13 protein-coding genes are annotated in these 15,895 nt (G+C 37.6%); 7 read left to right on the forward strand and 6 right to left on the reverse strand.

What is annotated here, in order from left to right; all coding sequences use genetic code 11:
• Positions 1-517 precede the first annotated feature (517 nt).
• The 6 genes from BWI92_RS27750 to BWI92_RS14580 all read left to right on the forward strand — a co-directional run bounded on the left by BWI92_RS27750 (position 518) and on the right by BWI92_RS14580 (position 5,400).
• Complete coding sequence (locus BWI92_RS27750; RefSeq protein WP_217903418.1) at positions 518-856, forward strand: AAA family ATPase; 339 nt, start codon at positions 518-520, stop codon at positions 854-856.
• 74 nt (positions 857-930) lie between these two features.
• Positions 931-1,278 (forward strand): AAA family ATPase, encoded by a 348-nt coding sequence (locus BWI92_RS28870; RefSeq protein WP_217903419.1) that lies wholly within the window; start codon positions 931-933, stop codon positions 1,276-1,278.
• Positions 1,279-1,621: 343 nt separating this feature from the next.
• A complete protein-coding gene (locus BWI92_RS14565) occupies positions 1,622-2,176 on the forward strand; it encodes a C40 family peptidase (protein ID WP_095163989.1) in 555 nt (184 codons plus the stop codon).
• Between the two features lie 167 nt (positions 2,177-2,343).
• Positions 2,344-2,847 (forward strand): DinB family protein, encoded by a 504-nt coding sequence (locus tag BWI92_RS14570; protein WP_095163990.1) that lies wholly within the window; start codon positions 2,344-2,346, stop codon positions 2,845-2,847.
• 242 nt (positions 2,848-3,089) lie between these two features.
• Positions 3,090-3,461 carry a BlaI/MecI/CopY family transcriptional regulator gene (locus BWI92_RS14575; protein WP_095163991.1) on the forward strand — a complete coding sequence of 124 codons (372 nt, stop codon included), beginning with the start codon at positions 3,090-3,092 and terminating at the stop codon, positions 3,459-3,461.
• A 139-nt stretch (positions 3,462-3,600) separates the two neighbouring features.
• Positions 3,601-5,400 carry a M56 family metallopeptidase gene (locus BWI92_RS14580; RefSeq protein ID WP_095163992.1) on the forward strand — a complete coding sequence of 600 codons (1,800 nt, stop codon included), beginning with the start codon at positions 3,601-3,603 and terminating at the stop codon, positions 5,398-5,400.
• 124 nt (positions 5,401-5,524) lie between these two features.
• Here the strand turns inward: BWI92_RS14580 and BWI92_RS14585 are convergent, their stop codons facing one another.
• Together BWI92_RS14585 and BWI92_RS14590 are read right to left on the reverse strand one after the other, a co-directional pair.
• A complete protein-coding gene (locus BWI92_RS14585; protein ID WP_095163993.1) occupies positions 5,525-6,421 on the reverse strand; it encodes a DMT family transporter in 897 nt (298 codons plus the stop codon).
• Between the two features lie 329 nt (positions 6,422-6,750).
• The gene (locus BWI92_RS14590) at positions 6,751-7,686 is read right to left on the reverse strand and encodes an AEC family transporter (RefSeq protein ID WP_095163994.1); all 936 of its coding nucleotides are present in this window, start codon (positions 7,684-7,686) and stop codon (positions 6,751-6,753) included.
• A gap of 255 nt (positions 7,687-7,941) precedes the next feature.
• On the opposite strand from BWI92_RS14590, the gene BWI92_RS14595 reads away from it, so the two are divergent.
• On the forward strand, positions 7,942-9,156 hold the full coding sequence (locus tag BWI92_RS14595; RefSeq protein ID WP_095163995.1) for a saccharopine dehydrogenase family protein: 1,215 nt from the start codon (positions 7,942-7,944) through the stop codon (positions 9,154-9,156).
• Positions 9,157-9,451: 295 nt separating this feature from the next.
• On the opposite strand, the gene BWI92_RS14600 is transcribed toward BWI92_RS14595, so the two are convergent.
• The 4 genes from BWI92_RS14600 to BWI92_RS14615 all read right to left on the reverse strand — a co-directional run bounded on the left by BWI92_RS14600 (position 9,452) and on the right by BWI92_RS14615 (position 15,167).
• Positions 9,452-10,420, reverse strand: a complete 969-nt coding sequence (locus tag BWI92_RS14600) for a hypothetical protein (protein WP_095163996.1) — start codon at positions 10,418-10,420, stop codon at positions 9,452-9,454.
• Positions 10,421-10,757: 337 nt separating this feature from the next.
• Positions 10,758-13,376 (reverse strand): right-handed parallel beta-helix repeat-containing protein, encoded by a 2,619-nt coding sequence (locus BWI92_RS14605; RefSeq protein ID WP_095163997.1) that lies wholly within the window; start codon positions 13,374-13,376, stop codon positions 10,758-10,760.
• 123 nt (positions 13,377-13,499) lie between these two features.
• Positions 13,500-13,934, reverse strand: a complete 435-nt coding sequence (locus BWI92_RS14610) for a nuclear transport factor 2 family protein (RefSeq protein WP_095163998.1) — start codon at positions 13,932-13,934, stop codon at positions 13,500-13,502.
• Positions 13,935-14,144: 210 nt separating this feature from the next.
• Positions 14,145-15,167 carry a LacI family DNA-binding transcriptional regulator gene (locus tag BWI92_RS14615; RefSeq protein ID WP_095163999.1) on the reverse strand — a complete coding sequence of 341 codons (1,023 nt, stop codon included), beginning with the start codon at positions 15,165-15,167 and terminating at the stop codon, positions 14,145-14,147.
• Positions 15,168-15,895 lie beyond the last annotated feature (728 nt).

The following is a 15,895-nucleotide window of genomic DNA, read 5'->3' on the forward strand; positions in this document are numbered from 1 at the left end:
CTGTTCCCTTTCTCATTCTAACAACCGCTTTGTGCCTTTGTGCCTCTGCTACTTTGTGCCTTCTTCCCATCCCTCTATCTAAAATACGTCACTGTCTTGGTATATCCTGCCTTCACGCCGAAGCCTCCTATGTTCAACCTAAATAAACTCCGTCAAACGCGCCTAGCACTTGGCTTTAAACAAAGCTACATTTCACATCTGACAGGCATTCCACAATCCACAATTTAGCGTAGAGAAAGGTGAACGAAGCCCGACAATAGACGAGGTCGTCAAAATCATGCAGGTGCTAAATATGAAACCTGTTGAAATCTTATAAGCCTAATTATTTACTCTTATATTTTGGTGTACGAAGGATTTTCAACTATTGCGGATTTAGGATTTTTGATTTCGGAAATAAAGTAAAACACCTTTTTTTACAAAATATAAAAGATTACACTTCCGAAATCCAACATCCAATATCCGAAATAGACAGCTTTAGAATCTTTCGTACAGTTCTAACTCTAATACAACAAATTTTATGTACAATAATGATGCAAGCATATCTGAATTAGAATTCAGTTTTGACATTGGATTGAGAAATCAGTATCCATTCAATATTCCTGCTCTTTCAGGTTTAACAAAACTTCAATTACATCCACAAGTAACCTTTTTCGTTGGCGAAAACGGTACGGGAAAATCAACGCTGATTGAGGCAATTGCCGTAGCATTAGGATTTAATGCTGAGGGTGGGACAAAGAACTTCAATTTTAGCTCACGAGCTTCGCACTCAGACCTTTACAAATATTTGAAATTTCCATTTAGAACCAAGCGACACAAAGATGGTTTTTTCTACGAAGTGAAAGTTTTTTTAATCTAGCAACCCAAATTGAAGATTTAGATAGAGAGCCCTCTGCTGCTAGGAGAATTATCGATTCTTATGGAGGCAAGTCCTTGCATGAACAGTCTCATGGAGAATCCTTTTGGGCTTTATTTCTTCATCGGTTTTCGGACGATGGATTGTATATTTTTGACGAACCCGAGGCTGCTATGTCGCCTTCAAGGCAAATGGCGATGTTGTGTCGGATGCAACAGATGATAGAGAATGGCTCACAGTTCATTATTGCAACACATTCACCAATATTAATAGCCTATCCGAATGCATTGATTTATGAATTTAGTCAAGATGGAATTGTGACAAAATCTTATAAGGAAACAGAATTATTTAATTCCTATTATCATTTTTTACATGATAGTGACAATTTCATGACTCATTTACTTCAGCCTAAAGAGGAGGACTGAGTTTGAATGGGAATGCATATCTACTAACAGATTCTAATCATGATATTGTAGTAAAACACAACTGGCTTGTAAGGGGCAGTTCTGTTTAGAATATTTGTAAGAGGTATAATTCATATTTAATTAACAGTAAGGCAGTAAACTTTCTTTACCATCGAAGAGTTGCCTCGATCAAAGCAAGTTCATCAAATACAAGATTTATTTGAGACTTTTCGTTAGAAACTCAACCAGTCTTGCCGAATGATAAAATACCATGCACTTGTGGTGGAATTACGCTTGGTGAAAATGGGGAATTTTGTAAATTGCTCTTAGAAAAATTTACCCAGATTAAATCCTTACCAATCTCATGAAAACGACTACCACATCCATTTATGCTAAGCTTTTATTGATAGCAATACTTCCAGTTTTATTAGATTCTTGTGCACTTTTTCGTAAAAAAGAAGCTACTAAAACCACGACTACCACCAAGAGACCTACAAGTCCGAGCAGACCTGTAGTTATTTCATCGAAAGAGGTCAGAAGGTTAATTGACGCCTCAAGGCAGTATTTGGGAGTTCCGTATCGTCCAGGTGGTATTGATTCGAAAGGGATGGATTGTTCGGGGTTGTTGTTTGCCACTTTCAAAGAAATGGGCGTAAATATTCCAAGAAGGGCTGTTCAGCAATCAGGCTATGGAAAAGAAGTGAAAGATTTGGACGAGTTGCGTCCGGGTGATTTAGTATTTTTTGTAACCAATAAAGGAAATGTTGCAGAAGTAAATCATTCTGGGATGATTACCGAAATTCGTGGTCCAAAAGAAATCTATTTTATTCATGCATCAACCTCAAAAGGCGTTCGCGAAGATAACCTTATTTCTGCCTATTGGATGGGGTGCTATGCCACCGCCAGAAGACCCTTCTGATTTGGGATTGCGGATGTTGGATTGTGGAATATAAATTAACCCAAAACGTCATTACTAGTTCAAGACTTAGTCTTGAACTTATTTTTGTACAGTTTTAAACTGAAATATAATATTTCAAATTTTCAAATCCCCAAATTTTCAAATTCAAACAAATCTTCAATTTAAAAATGTCTGCTCCCTTAGAAGTTTGGATGCGAGGACCTATTGATGGTGTCCCTGCTTTATTACAACCCGCAGCCCATGCTGTGTTACAAGTTCAGGAAGAATTACATGAGTTGTTGAAAGACTTTTCTGATGATTTACTTTGGGAAAAACCTCATGGTGTAGCCTCTATTGGTTTTCATTTACAACATCTTGCAGGTGTTTTGGACAGATTGCAAACCTATGCCGAAGGCAATACTTTATCCGCAGAGCAATTTGATTTATTAGGTCTTGAAAAAGTAGCTCCGCAAGAAAATCAAACAGTTGCTACCTTTCTAGCTCGATTTGATTTACAAGTAGAAAAATATATATCCTATCTCGAACAACTTTCCGAAGCAGACTTATTACAACCCAGAGGTATCGGTCGCAAACAAATTCCTACTAATGTAATAGGTTTGATTTTCCATGCTGCCGAGCATACCACTCGCCATTTTGGTCAGTTATATGTTACTGCCAAACAGTTGGTATAAGGGTAACAGGCAATAGGCGTGAGGCGCTAAGCATTAGGCAAATAATTTTTGAGAGAATCACATCCTGTTTTTTACTAAAAGCTCAAAGCGGGAAACCAATCGCTAACTTTTATTTTTTTTATATAATAGTCTGTCTTACAATTCATTGTATTTATCTACGAAAATTTTCGTAGATAAATTTGCAATTACGAATCTTTTCGTAGTATCTTTGTTACGAAATATTTCGTAGTAAACTTTTTATCATGATAAAGCCAACAGAATCAGAATTAGAAATTTTACAAGTATTATGGGCGCTAGGCCAAGCAACCGTAAGACAAGTAAACGACGAACTCAACAAAAAGCGAGAGATAGGATATACCACCACACTCAAACTGATGCAAATTATGTTTGAGAAAAAGCTGGTCACACGTACTGAAGAAGGTCGTTATCATTTATACCAAGCAGCGGTTAGCGAAGATGAAACGCAACAACAACTACTTGATATTTTCGTGGATACTGCTTTCAAAGGTTCAGCCATGAAACTAGTGATGCAAGCTTTAGGAAATCATCAATCTTCGGCAGAAGAGCTCGACGAAATCAAGAAACTCATTGCACAACTTGAACAAAACAATTAGCCATGCAATACTTTGAATCTCCTTTGTCACCACAAACGATTTATGCCTTGGCATGGACCTTGGTGCATTCGCTATGGCAGCTAAGCCTATTCTTTTTTCTTTATAAATTCATCAGTTCTTTTTTCGTCAAAATGCTTCAGTGCGTTATTGGACTGGAATTGGTGTATTGTTGGTGCAATTCTTGGTTTCTGGTATCACTTTTTGGAAAAATTATCCTAGCGAAGCGCCAGTAAAGGCGATGACTTTCCCGGTACAAAATTCTCCAATCGCAAATAACCTTTCAACCTCTGAACCTATCAATCAAGCGCCATTGGCTCTGAGTTCTGTATGGGAACAAACGGCTATTTGGCTTAATTTACATCTCGATTGGCTGGTAATGTTGTGGATTCTTGGCATGTCCATTATGACCATAAGACTCATTGGAGGCTATTTTTATGTGCAAAAATTGCGCTGGCAATGTACAAATCTGGTAGAAACCGACACAGAAAACCTCTTTAAACAACTTCTTAATCAATTTGATATTTCTCGAACCGTCGAAATACGTGAATCTCAGTTAATAGAATCACCACTTACGATAGGTTATTTACAACCTTTGGTACTTGTACCGATTGGGCTTCTAACGGGTTTGAGTCAGGGAGAAATTAAAGCGATTTTTGCACATGAATTAGCGCATATCAAGCGCCACGATTATCTTATCAATATTATCCAGTCAATGATCGAGATTCTATTTTTCTATCATCCTTTGGTTTGGGTTATCGGTGAATCTATTCGCCAAGACCGTGAAGACTGTTGCGATGATTGGGCGTTGGAGATTTGTCAAAATAAATTGTATTTGGCAAAAGCCCTAACGTTTGTAGAAACCTTTAGACAACAATCAAAAACATCATTGACTATGGCTTTTTCAGGCAATAAACCTCAGTTATTGAGTCGCATCCAACGTATTTTGGGTGTACAACAAAAGGAAACTACCAATCCAGTCGGCATTATTAGCTCGGTAGTTGTATTAGCACTAGCATTTTGCTGTCTCAATTTTACGCAAGTAAGAGCTCAGGCAAGCAAATTATTTAACAAGTCGATAAAAACCTTAGCACAAACTTCTAAAGAAATTCTTTCTTCAGAAAGCATATCGACTAGCAATGTAGAAGAGACCAAAAGTATTGTTCCATCTGGGGAAGAACCAGAAGAAAATAAATTATCTCAACTGCTTACTATTCAGAATGATTATAGTGATCCTGATAGTTTAAAAGTAGCTATGCACGAGCAAGAAATCGAGAAGTTGCAAAAGAAAATGGATCCATATTTAAAACAAATCCAAGTGCTCTCTGCTCAAATGGGTGTTTTAGGGGCAAAAATGCAACTCGAACAAAAACCATTGCAGGAGTTTTCTGAGCAAATCGGAAAATTGGGGGGAGAATTGGGTACCTTAGTAGGTAAACAAGTACAGTTGGAGATGACAGTTGCTAACCTTGACAAAAAATCTGATGAATATAAAAAGGTTCAGAAAGAGTTGAGTGCTATAGAAAAACAGCGAGTAGAAATTGAGAAAAGGATGGAAAAGGCTTCTAAAGAAATGGAGTTAATGTCCAATAAAATGGAAGTCCATTCTGCCCCAATGGATAGTCTAGGAAAAGAAATGGATAAGCTTTCAAAGCCTATTGAAGAGATAGGAAAAGAGATGGAAGTACATGCAAAAGCCATTGAGGAAATAGATCCAGAGGGTAAGTATTGGTCAAAAAATAGACATTATGGTTCAGGGTATCGCTTGCCAAAGCCTCCAAAACCTCCTAAAGCGCCAAAGGCACCAAGTGCGTCTTCAGCACCAAAACCACCGAAGCCACCAAAAGCTCCAAGCGCTGCTTCAGCACCAAGTTTACCACCGCCACCAACACCACCGTTGGCACCCGTAAAATCGGATAAGAATCAGGATAATAATTGGTAGACAAGGGTTTCGGCGTCGTTTTAAATTTAGTGAATGGTGGTTGAGTGGTTGAGTGATTATTTTAAAAATAACTCAATCACTCAACTGCTCAATCATAACTCACTAAATCATAGCTAAGTCTATCTTAGTTTTTCCTTCCAAACAATGCCAATACACCAATCGTCAGCATAATCATGAAGCTTCCGAGCATATCTATTTTACCAAATGGAGTGTTTAACCAGAAAATAGCCATTGCTGTAGACGAAAGTGGCTCTGCGCAGGCAAGCAAACTACTGGTTTGTGCGCCAACTATTGTCACTGCTTTCAAAAAAGCATAAAATGCTGCCAAACTCCCTAATAGCAAAATAAAACCAGTGTAGGCAAAAGATTGCGAATCCCAAGTTCCTGATACCTTCCAAGGCGCAAATACACAACTAAAAATAACACCTCCAACAAACATAGCCCAACCAATTACGGTAGTCACTTCGTAGCGGTTCATCAAGCCGACTGGTAATAAACTATAAACCGCCAAAGCAACTGCGGAGGCAATTCCCCAAAGAAGACCTTCAGTAGAGATGGCTAAACTGCCAAATCTGCCGTGTGTAACCAATAAAAATGTACCTGAAAGTGCTAAGATAATCGCCACAAATTCGATGAAATTGGGTAATCTTCTTTGTTTAAAAGCCATGTAAATCGCTATAAAGACAGGTCCCATATATTGTAAAACGGTAGCTGTGGCAGCATTCGACTTATGAATTGCTTCAAAATACGTGTATTGCACTGCCACCATTCCGAGCACACTAAATGCCAGAAGCAATAGGGTATCGCGTTTATTACTCCATATTTTCCATAAATCTAAGCCACGAAAAAGGGCAATCATCAATAAAATACTACCCGCTACCAACAAACGTAGCGTTACGAGCCAACCAGGATTGATACCTCGTTGACTAAATAAAAACTGTCCAAATGTTCCTGAAACGCCCCATGTAATGACGGCAAAAATGGCTAATCCAAATCCTGCGATTCTTTGCTGACTATTCATAATGTAAGATTTGTCTGTTGACAAAAGTATTTTGAGGTCGCAAAATTAGAGTTATCTAGTGGTTTATACTTAATAGCTTTAGAAAAATCCAAAAACAAACTCTAATAGTAATATTTCAAGTTGAAATTAGTGATAAAATCACTTAAACGTCTGTTTTTCAGGAAGATAATTTAAGGAGTAGGGTGGATTTCTGATTACTGGACAAAATTGAAGTTCCTAGTTCAAGACTTAGTCTTGTACTTACTTTTTTAAACAGTTTTAAACTGTTTTCAAAATTCAGTGAAAAAGGACAAAGGACAACTCCTCACTCAAAACTCCCAATTCAACACTCATCTCAGTCCCATGCCGAGTACCAAGCCCCACATCAATACAAAGCTGATAATCATCGAAATGTTGACTAAAAGCCCAGCAATTTTGGAATCATATCCAAGTTCATCAGCAAATGGGAGTAGTGTCATCCCTACTGGCAGAATCATGCAGATTAATACAATGCTTCTGTAGAGTGGTTCAAAAGGAAGATTGTAATATAGAAAAAAGCCTAGTGTTAAACCAACAGCATAACGGATAACCAATACACTTGCGATTTTTTTGAAGATTTCTGGTTTTAATTCAATACTCAAATAAATACCCATTATGAGTAATACAAGTACCTTATTTCCTTTTGCCAAAATATCAATAATATTGACCAATACCTCTGGTAATTCAATTTTAGTTAAGTTAACAAACAAGCCTAGTAACATCGCTTGAAAGGGTAGGAGGGTAAAGATTTTGAGAAATGCCTTTTTGAGTTTCTCTCTTTTTCTTACCACTTGAGCCTCATTGGTTTCTGCAAAAATGACGCCTGTTCCATATACCATACAGAAAACCACAATAGAGTTTCCCATATCAAATAGCGCAGCAAAGACCATCCCTGCGGGGCCCCAAATACCTTCTATCAATGGAAAAGCAAATAACCCTAAGTTAAATCCACCACTTGCCATGGTCAATAAACCACGAAGTCGTTTGGTTTGACTTTTAAAAAACAAGCCTGCAATCGTCATCGAAATAGCACTGAAACTGATACAGAAAACAGGAAGCAATAATAAATCTGCCTCGATTTTTACTCGCATAATAGTCACGAAAACCAGCGCAGGAAAGGTGGTATGTACCAGAAGTTTTGTGATAATTTTACCTTCTTTCTCAGAAATAATGCCTTTATATTTGAGGAAGAAGCCAAGCCCGATAATAGATAAAGCAGTTATAAAAACAGCATTAGTAGGATTCATTGCGGAGGGGATATATGTCTTTTATGCTAAAAAGACGCAAAAGTAAGGGATTTACTGGTAAAATTGTACCTCAAGGCATCTCTAGGTTGAGCATCATGGACATTTTTAGAAAACTGGTACAAATTGCCTTGAATAGGAAACACTTTTTCCAAAAACAAATTTAACAAGCTCTTAATGCGAAAGCTATCTTGAAATTATGTAATTTTGCGCCAATATTTTCATTCATAACTCAATCATTTACATTTACATTAAGGAATGGGCAAGAAAGTTTTAATCATTGGTGCTGGTGGTGTAGGAAATGTGGTAGCGAAAAAATGTGCCATGAATCCCGACGTGTTTTCGGAGGTCGTATTGGCGAGCCGTACCAAGAGTAAATGCGATGCCATCGCAGAAGAATGTGCTAAAATAGGTTTGCCAACACCTGTACAAACTGCACAAGTAGACGCTGATAACGTACCAGAATTGGTTGCACTTATCAACGAAGTGAAACCTTGGATGGTTATCAACGTGGCATTGCCATACCAAGATTTGACCATTATGGATGCTTGTCTTGAAACAGGCGTACACTATATGGATACTGCTAACTATGAGCCAAAAGACGTAGCTAAGTTTGAATACTCTTGGCAATGGGCTTATAAAGAGCGTTTCGAACAAGCTGGTTTGATGGCTTTGTTGGGTTGTGGTTTCGACCCAGGTGTAACACAAGTGTACACGGCTTATGCCAACAAGCATCATTTCGACGAAATGCACTACTTGGATATCATCGACTGTAATGCTGGTGACCACGGTAAAGCATTTGCTACTAACTTCAACCCTGAGATTAACATCCGTGAGATTACTCAAAACGGTCGTTATTGGGAAAATGGAGAATGGGTAGAGATTCCACCAATGTCAATTCACAAGGCAATTGATTATCCTGGTATCGGTCCAAAAGAATCGTATGTATTGTACCATGAAGAGTTGGAATCTTTGGTGAAAAACTTCCCAACGATTAAACGTGCTCGTTTCTGGATGACTTTCGGTCAACAATATTTGACTCACTTAAACGTACTTCAAAATGTAGGTATGACTTCAATCGAGCCAATCAAATTTAAAGGTATTGATATTGTACCTTTAGAGTTCTTGAAAGCGGTATTGCCAGAGCCTGGCACTTTAGGAGAAAACTATACAGGAGAAACTTCTATCGGTTGCCAAATCAAAGGTATCAAAGATGGTAAAGATAGAACTTACTATGTTTGGAACAATTGTAAGCACCAAGACTGCTGGAGCGAAGTTCAAGCTCAAGGAGTAAGTTATACAACAGGTGTACCTGCTATGCTTGGCGCTATGATGATGATTACAGGCGAATGGTTCAAACCAGGCGTTTGGAACTGCGAGGAAATGAATCCAGATCCATTTATGGCTATGTTGAACGTTCACGGTTTACCTTGGAACGAATTGGTTGACATCGAGCTTCCACACGAATATTAGGAATTAAAAAATCCCTTCAGCTTCAAAACTGAAGGGATTTTTTTTCAATTTGAAAATTTGAAAATGTGCTTATTTGAAAATGGTTTTGATAATCAATGGCATTAAAAATATTTTGCTTTCAGCCCTAGGTATTTGGCAAAAATATATCTATAATTACTAAAAACAATTTAACACTCTTTGCCTTGTGCCTGTTGCCTTGTTCCTAAATAAGATTTGACCAATTGAAGATGTAAAAACTTGATAATTAAAATTTTACATTCACAATTCATCACTCACAATTCATCACTCATAATTACTAAAGAATGGCTTTTTGGAAAATTCTATACTTTTTATAAACCTCCCCATTTAACTTTTCAGCCTCCCCGCGCATGGTATGATTTGTTTCCAAAACCAAATGCGTATCCATAAATTCCATCTTCCGTTTTTGCGCAGCTTTTATCATACTCACACCCAAAAGTGTGGTTAGTCCCAAACCTCTGTAGTTCGGTTTTACAGCACCTAACAACAAATCCAATTGCTTATTTTTACGGGCATCCAAAAGAATGTGAATAAATCCAAAAGGAAATAATCTGCCACGAGCTTTTTTCAAACCTTTACTCATGTCTGGTAAGCCTACGACAAAGGCGATGGGCTCGTTGTTTTCGTTAACAATAATTTTAACGAAATCAGGGTCGAGGATTGGGAGATACGATTTGGCAATTTTTTGCATTTCGGCTTCCGAAAGCGGCACAAAGCCCAGCAAGTCTTTATAGGTTTCGTTTACCAACCGAAATATTGGCACTACATAAGGTTTTAGTTCTTTTTTGGAAGTAAAATTAAGGAGCTTTATTTTGGGGTTACGTTGTGCTCTATCGAAAATTCTCTGATAAAATAGAGGTATTTCAGCAGGAATATCAATTTTATAAACCACACAATCTGTCAATTTATTGAAACCCAATTTTTCCAAAAATTGAGGCAAATAAGGTGGGTTAGTAGCGGTGGCTATGACGGGTAAATACTCAAAACCTTCTATCTGAAAACCCTGAGGGTCTTTTTCTGAAAAGCCAAAAGGACCTACTAAGGTTTCCATTTGCTGAGCTTTAGCCCAACTTTGAACAGCATCAATGAGCAGTTTTATCACTTCGATATTTTCAATACTATCCAAATGAAAAAAACGAGCCTCTTTAATCTGTTGAAGTTCGTTGTATTCGCGATGAATAATACCCATGATTTTGCCGACAGGTTGATTATTGATATAAGCCAAAAACAAAATGGTATCAGCCACTTCGTAGGCAGGATTTTTTTGTGATCAAAGAAAATCCATTCGTCTGCATAGATAGGAGGAACCCAATTGGGGCGATTCTCATGTAGCTTTTCAGAAAGATAGACGAATGTCTTGAGTTCGCTTGGACTTATAACTTCTTTGATAACAATACTTTGCATGCGTGAGTTAGGTAATATAGAAATACTTAAATGTTACTTTTTTGTTAAAAATCAATAAAAAAATCATTTTCCCAATATTTAAGAGATGATACTTATCTCTTTTTACATAAAAAATCCTCATGTTATGACATCAAATCCAATCACAACATGAGGAAAAGTGGGTCTATTTACCCAAATTATCAACCTCCCGGAGGAATTAATTCAAATGCTCCAATATCATGTGTACTGCCGTAAGGTCTTGCATTATTATCTCTGTCAAAAGAGATACCCCAATTTAGAAGGTTTTCACCTGTATTGACCAGCGGTGAACCAACAATAGGATAGTAGTTACCATTACTTGGGTTGTTGAGTTGTGCTTGACTTATATCCAAGGTTTTGAAGTTATTACGCTCGTTGACAATCACAGGGCTGCCCAATTTAACGATATATTTTCCAGTGGCTGGATTAGCAATCAAATTATTGACTACCTCGTGGGTATGTATCAAACTGTATAATTTAATAGCATCGCTGGTAGAACCAATGATTGAATTATTGGCTATTCTTAAATAGGTATTAGGGATAGAACAAGAACGAGAGTCTGCAAAAATGCCATTGTAACCCGAATTGACTATGACATTATTGAATACAGATTGGTTACCCAAAAATCCTACCATAATAATACCTGTTCCTCTGGCATTCACGACTTTATTGTTATAGCATAGTCCACCAGAACCTCCGCCTATCTGTATACCATTAGCCTGATAAACATCAAATGGACTAATACCTGTGTCTATCATAGTATTGTCATGCACCAAAGCATCCACAGAACAACCAAATTGTATGCCTTCACATCCAATTCTTTCTAACTGATTGTTGTACACCTGAAGTCCATATATATTGTGGGGAGGAACCACTTTGCTTACACCATTACAGTTGATTGTCATCCCACCCGCAGCAAACGAATTACCAATATACAAGCCTTCACCCGGAACATCATGGATATAATTATCATGAATTTTGACATTATACATGGTGAAGTTACCCCGCCATGTGGTCGAATCGCAACTTGGGTCAGTTTTGGCCATAATACCCGCAAAACCAGTATTAGAAATTTCTACTCTTTCAATTTCGCAATCACTGCTTTTACCACCAACTGTGATACCCATGCCTCCAGAGCCTGTTTGGGCTACTTTTAGTCCATAATAAACATTTGGGTCGCCCGTGCCAGTTACTTTAAAATAGCGACAATTGTCAAAATTTAATCCATTTTGATTTCTGGTAGTATTTTGAAAAATAACCTGACCGCCAAGGTTTCTGTAAATAATTGGTTCGCTAGGACTACCATTTAAACCAATAAATTTGAGACCAGTGTATGTTCCTGCCTGAATACATACGGTATTGCCAGGCCCTGCACTTAAATTTAATGCCGAATAGTCACCACTTTGAATAACGGTATAATCGCATGAGCTTGGTACATAAGTAGCCACCGCCGATGCCGATTCAAAACAGCCAATATCAAAGTCCCCACCATTCGGTCGAGGCTGGTCAGTGATATCAGTTGTAATGCCCCAAGCGCTTAAGTTTTCACCTTTATTGATCACTGGCGCTTGACTGAGTGGACGGTAATTTTCAGCAGCAGTATTTTCATAAAATGAAGCATCCACTACACCATTGAGGTAATTTTTGCGAGCATTTATTCTTACAGAGGAGGAAAGCGGAGAGATGAATTTTCCTACTCCTGAGTTTAACATAATATTATTGACAATCTCATAATTATGGATTGAGCTATACAGTTTCAAGGCCTCTGTTTGAGGCGAAATAATCGTATTTTGAGCAATTCGCAAATACGTGTCAGGTATTGAGCCGGGGCGTGAGTCTGAGAAAATAGCATTGCCTTTTGGTCTGACAATAAGGTTGTTATAAATCATTTGGTTACCTAAGAAACCAAACATTACAATGGCAGCTCCTTCCGCGTCCAAAATCGTGTTATTGTAAAAATTACCTCCAGCACCACCGTTCATGGCTACGGCATTGTTGAGAGTGGTTGAGCCCGGCACTTTTCCACAATTTTTAATCATATTATGGTGTACCTGTGCGTCGGGCGAGTTGGCATATTGGATGCCTTTACTACCTGTACGTTCAAAGAGGTTATTGTAGATTTCAAGACCTACAATGAGGTGAGTAAACTTAGAGATACTTACGCCATTACAATTTATCGTTTTGGGCGTGCCATAAGAAGGCTCACCAACTGCAATACCTTCTCCAACTACATCATGTACATAATTATCATGTATTTTGATAGCATTCATAGTATAATAATCTCTCCATGTGGTGCTATCGCATGCTAGCTCAGTACGCGCAACAATACCCGCACCTTGAACATTTTGAATCTCAACTTTTTCTACTTCAATATTGCTACTTTTATCTGCAATACTGACGCCTCTACTATTATTTCCAGTACCTGCAACTTTAAATCCATAGTTAGCACTGGCGTCACCAGTTCCTGATAGCTTAATAAATTTACTCTTTGAGAAGTTGATAGCTACGGCATTGGTTGTATTCTGAATGACTACTTGCCCACCGCAATTTTTAATAAGGATGGGTTGGCTAGCTGATCCTTGAAAGCTATTAAATGATAGGTTTGTATAAGTGCCAGCTTGGACGCAAATAGTTTGCCCGGGTTGAGCATTGAAATTACTTGGACTGTAAGCCCCGCTCTTGGTAATCGTAAAATTACATCCACAGGATTGAGCATATACGGAAAGCGAAGATAGCCAGCTACAGAGTATAGCCAGCAAACCAATAAATAGTGTTTTCATTAGGTATGCTATTGATAATTATGAGTTTATCAAAGTTACTTGATTTTTGGAAAAGTGTTGACTAAAAACTAAAAAAGCCATGCTTTTGGTGGCATGGCTTGATATTCTATGGACGAGTATTTTTTAATTCAAATTTTTTACTGCTTGTCGAGCAAGTAATTTCCAACCTCCTTTTTCCTTACTCCAAACCGTCAATATAAATAATTTCACTGTTCCAGGTTTACCACCATCTAGGGTTTCAGCCGCTAAACTATGACGAACGATAGCTGTTTTGCCATGAATACTAATCGTTTGGTCTGTCAATTGAATCGATTTGAAATCTGATTTGCCACTTACCAAAGCTTCTACGAACTGCGCTTTGTTTTCGATTTTACCCCCCGAATGTCCATACGATAAATCCTCTGTAGCAATACTTTCGAGAGTTTCTTTGCTTGGGTCAATCATTGCTAAACGTAATTTCTCAACAGACTCAGCTACTGCTTTTTCATCTTTTGACTGTGCGATGCTTCCCAAAGTTGCCATAACTAATAATAGAAGTGTGATGCTTAATTTTTTCATGATGTTTAGATAAAATGGGCTTTGACAGCCTATGAAGGTAAATACTCGTTTCTAATTATTACTCAACGAAGAAAGAGGAGGATTCTTTTTTTCTACTTTATCAAATGGAAAAATAAATAGAAATACCAAGTTATGAACAAAATTAAAAGGGACAAAAGCATTACCGATGAGGTGTTTTGCTTTTGTCCCTTTCAAGTCAATATTGGGCTATTACTTAGATGCTGTTTTAGTAGAATCGCGAATAACCAACTCTGTAGGAAGTGTAACGGTTTGATAAGCAGGTGATTTACTTTTCTTTTCTACTAAGTCTAGTAGTAGCTCTGCTGCTCTTTGTCCCATTTCCAAAGCTGGTTGAATCACCGATGTAAAAGATGGGGAAAGTAATTCTGCCACTTTCAAATTGCTAAAGCCCATCAGTGCCATGTCTTCAGGAATGCGGATATTACGTTTTTTCAAAATCTTTAGGCATGCCATCGCTAATCGGTCGCTTACTGTAAAAATGGCTTCAGGAAGAATTGGTTGTGACAAAAGTTCATCAATAACATTTTCCATGTCCTCAATGCTAAAATTACAGTATTTAACAAAGTCCTCGTTGTAAGGAATACCGTGCTTTTCTAAGGCTGCTTTGTAGCCACTAATACGCTCACGAGTGATAGAAAGCGTAGGAGATGCCGCTAGATGCGCAATGTGTTTTTTACCAGAATTAATCAAATGCTCTGTTCCTTCAAATGCACCTTGGTAATTGTCAGCAACAACTTTATGAGTATTAATTTCGTCCGAAAATCTATCGAAAAAGACGATAGGCATTCCTTTAGTGTGTAACTCTTTGAGGTGCTCGACATGGGTTGTTTGTCCAGAAAGAGAAATCAATACACCATCTACACGACGTGACGCAAGGTGTTGGATATTAACTACTTCACGGTCATAGGATTCATGACTTTGAAAGATTACAACATGATAACCACGATTATAAGCGATAGCCTCAATGCCATTGATAGCTTGAGAAAAAAATGGATTGTCGATTTCGGGTACTACTACACCAATAGCACGGCTACGGTTTTCTTTGAGACTTAAGGCAATAGGGTTGGGGCGATAGTTCAGTTTTTCGGCACATTCCAATACAATTCTTTTTGTTTCGGGGTTGATTTCATAACTGCCCCTCAACGCTCTTGAAACAGTGGAGGTCGATAAATTAAGTGCCTTTGCAATATCTTTTATAGTTGCGGTTTCCAAAGCTAATCTTGTTTTTGTACAATTTTTCACAAAGATAACTTGCTTCTCTGTAAAACTATTCTAATCTACGATTTTCAAGGTAATATCCCAAATATTATTAAATAAATCAAAAATCCTGATAGATTGACAACGTTACCGACAACGATTGCGTAAATATTTTCCTGTAAAAATTTGCCCTTAGATTTGGACAATTCTAACTTGACACCGTCTTACAGCAACTATATAGTAGAATTGTTACTACTATTTCCCTGAAAAAGTCAAAAAGAAATATTCAGAGATACAGTGTTCTTTAGGGAACAACTCAATAGCCATCGTATGTATAATTAGTTTTTGGATAGATAGTTTGAACCCTCTAAACCTCGACCCTGCTTCTCCCTTCTTTTGGGAGGGAGGAAGCTAAGGGAAATTAAGTAATTCTGACTAAAATTTTGAATTAATATTTTCTGAAAAAGCATTTTGAATCACATACATTACTTAGAGAATGTTTAAAATTTCTAAGTTATTAAAAATGAAAGAGTTTGTTTTTTACTGAAATCCTGTTGTTTGAGCCGCAGGCGAGTTTAGGATTTCTTGACTTTCTTTTGTTACTTTTCTTGTGTCAAGACAAGAAAAGTAAGGAGTGGCGAATGGAAATTTCGTTTTTTATGTGAACTGAATAAAATTATTAAACATACTCAATTGCCAGAAGAACCCCTACTAGGGTTAGCTCCACTAGGAGATTCAAATAA

Source organism: Flectobacillus sp. BAB-3569 (assembly GCF_002270355.1).
Classification (GTDB): domain Bacteria; phylum Bacteroidota; class Bacteroidia; order Cytophagales; family Spirosomataceae; genus Flectobacillus; species Flectobacillus roseus.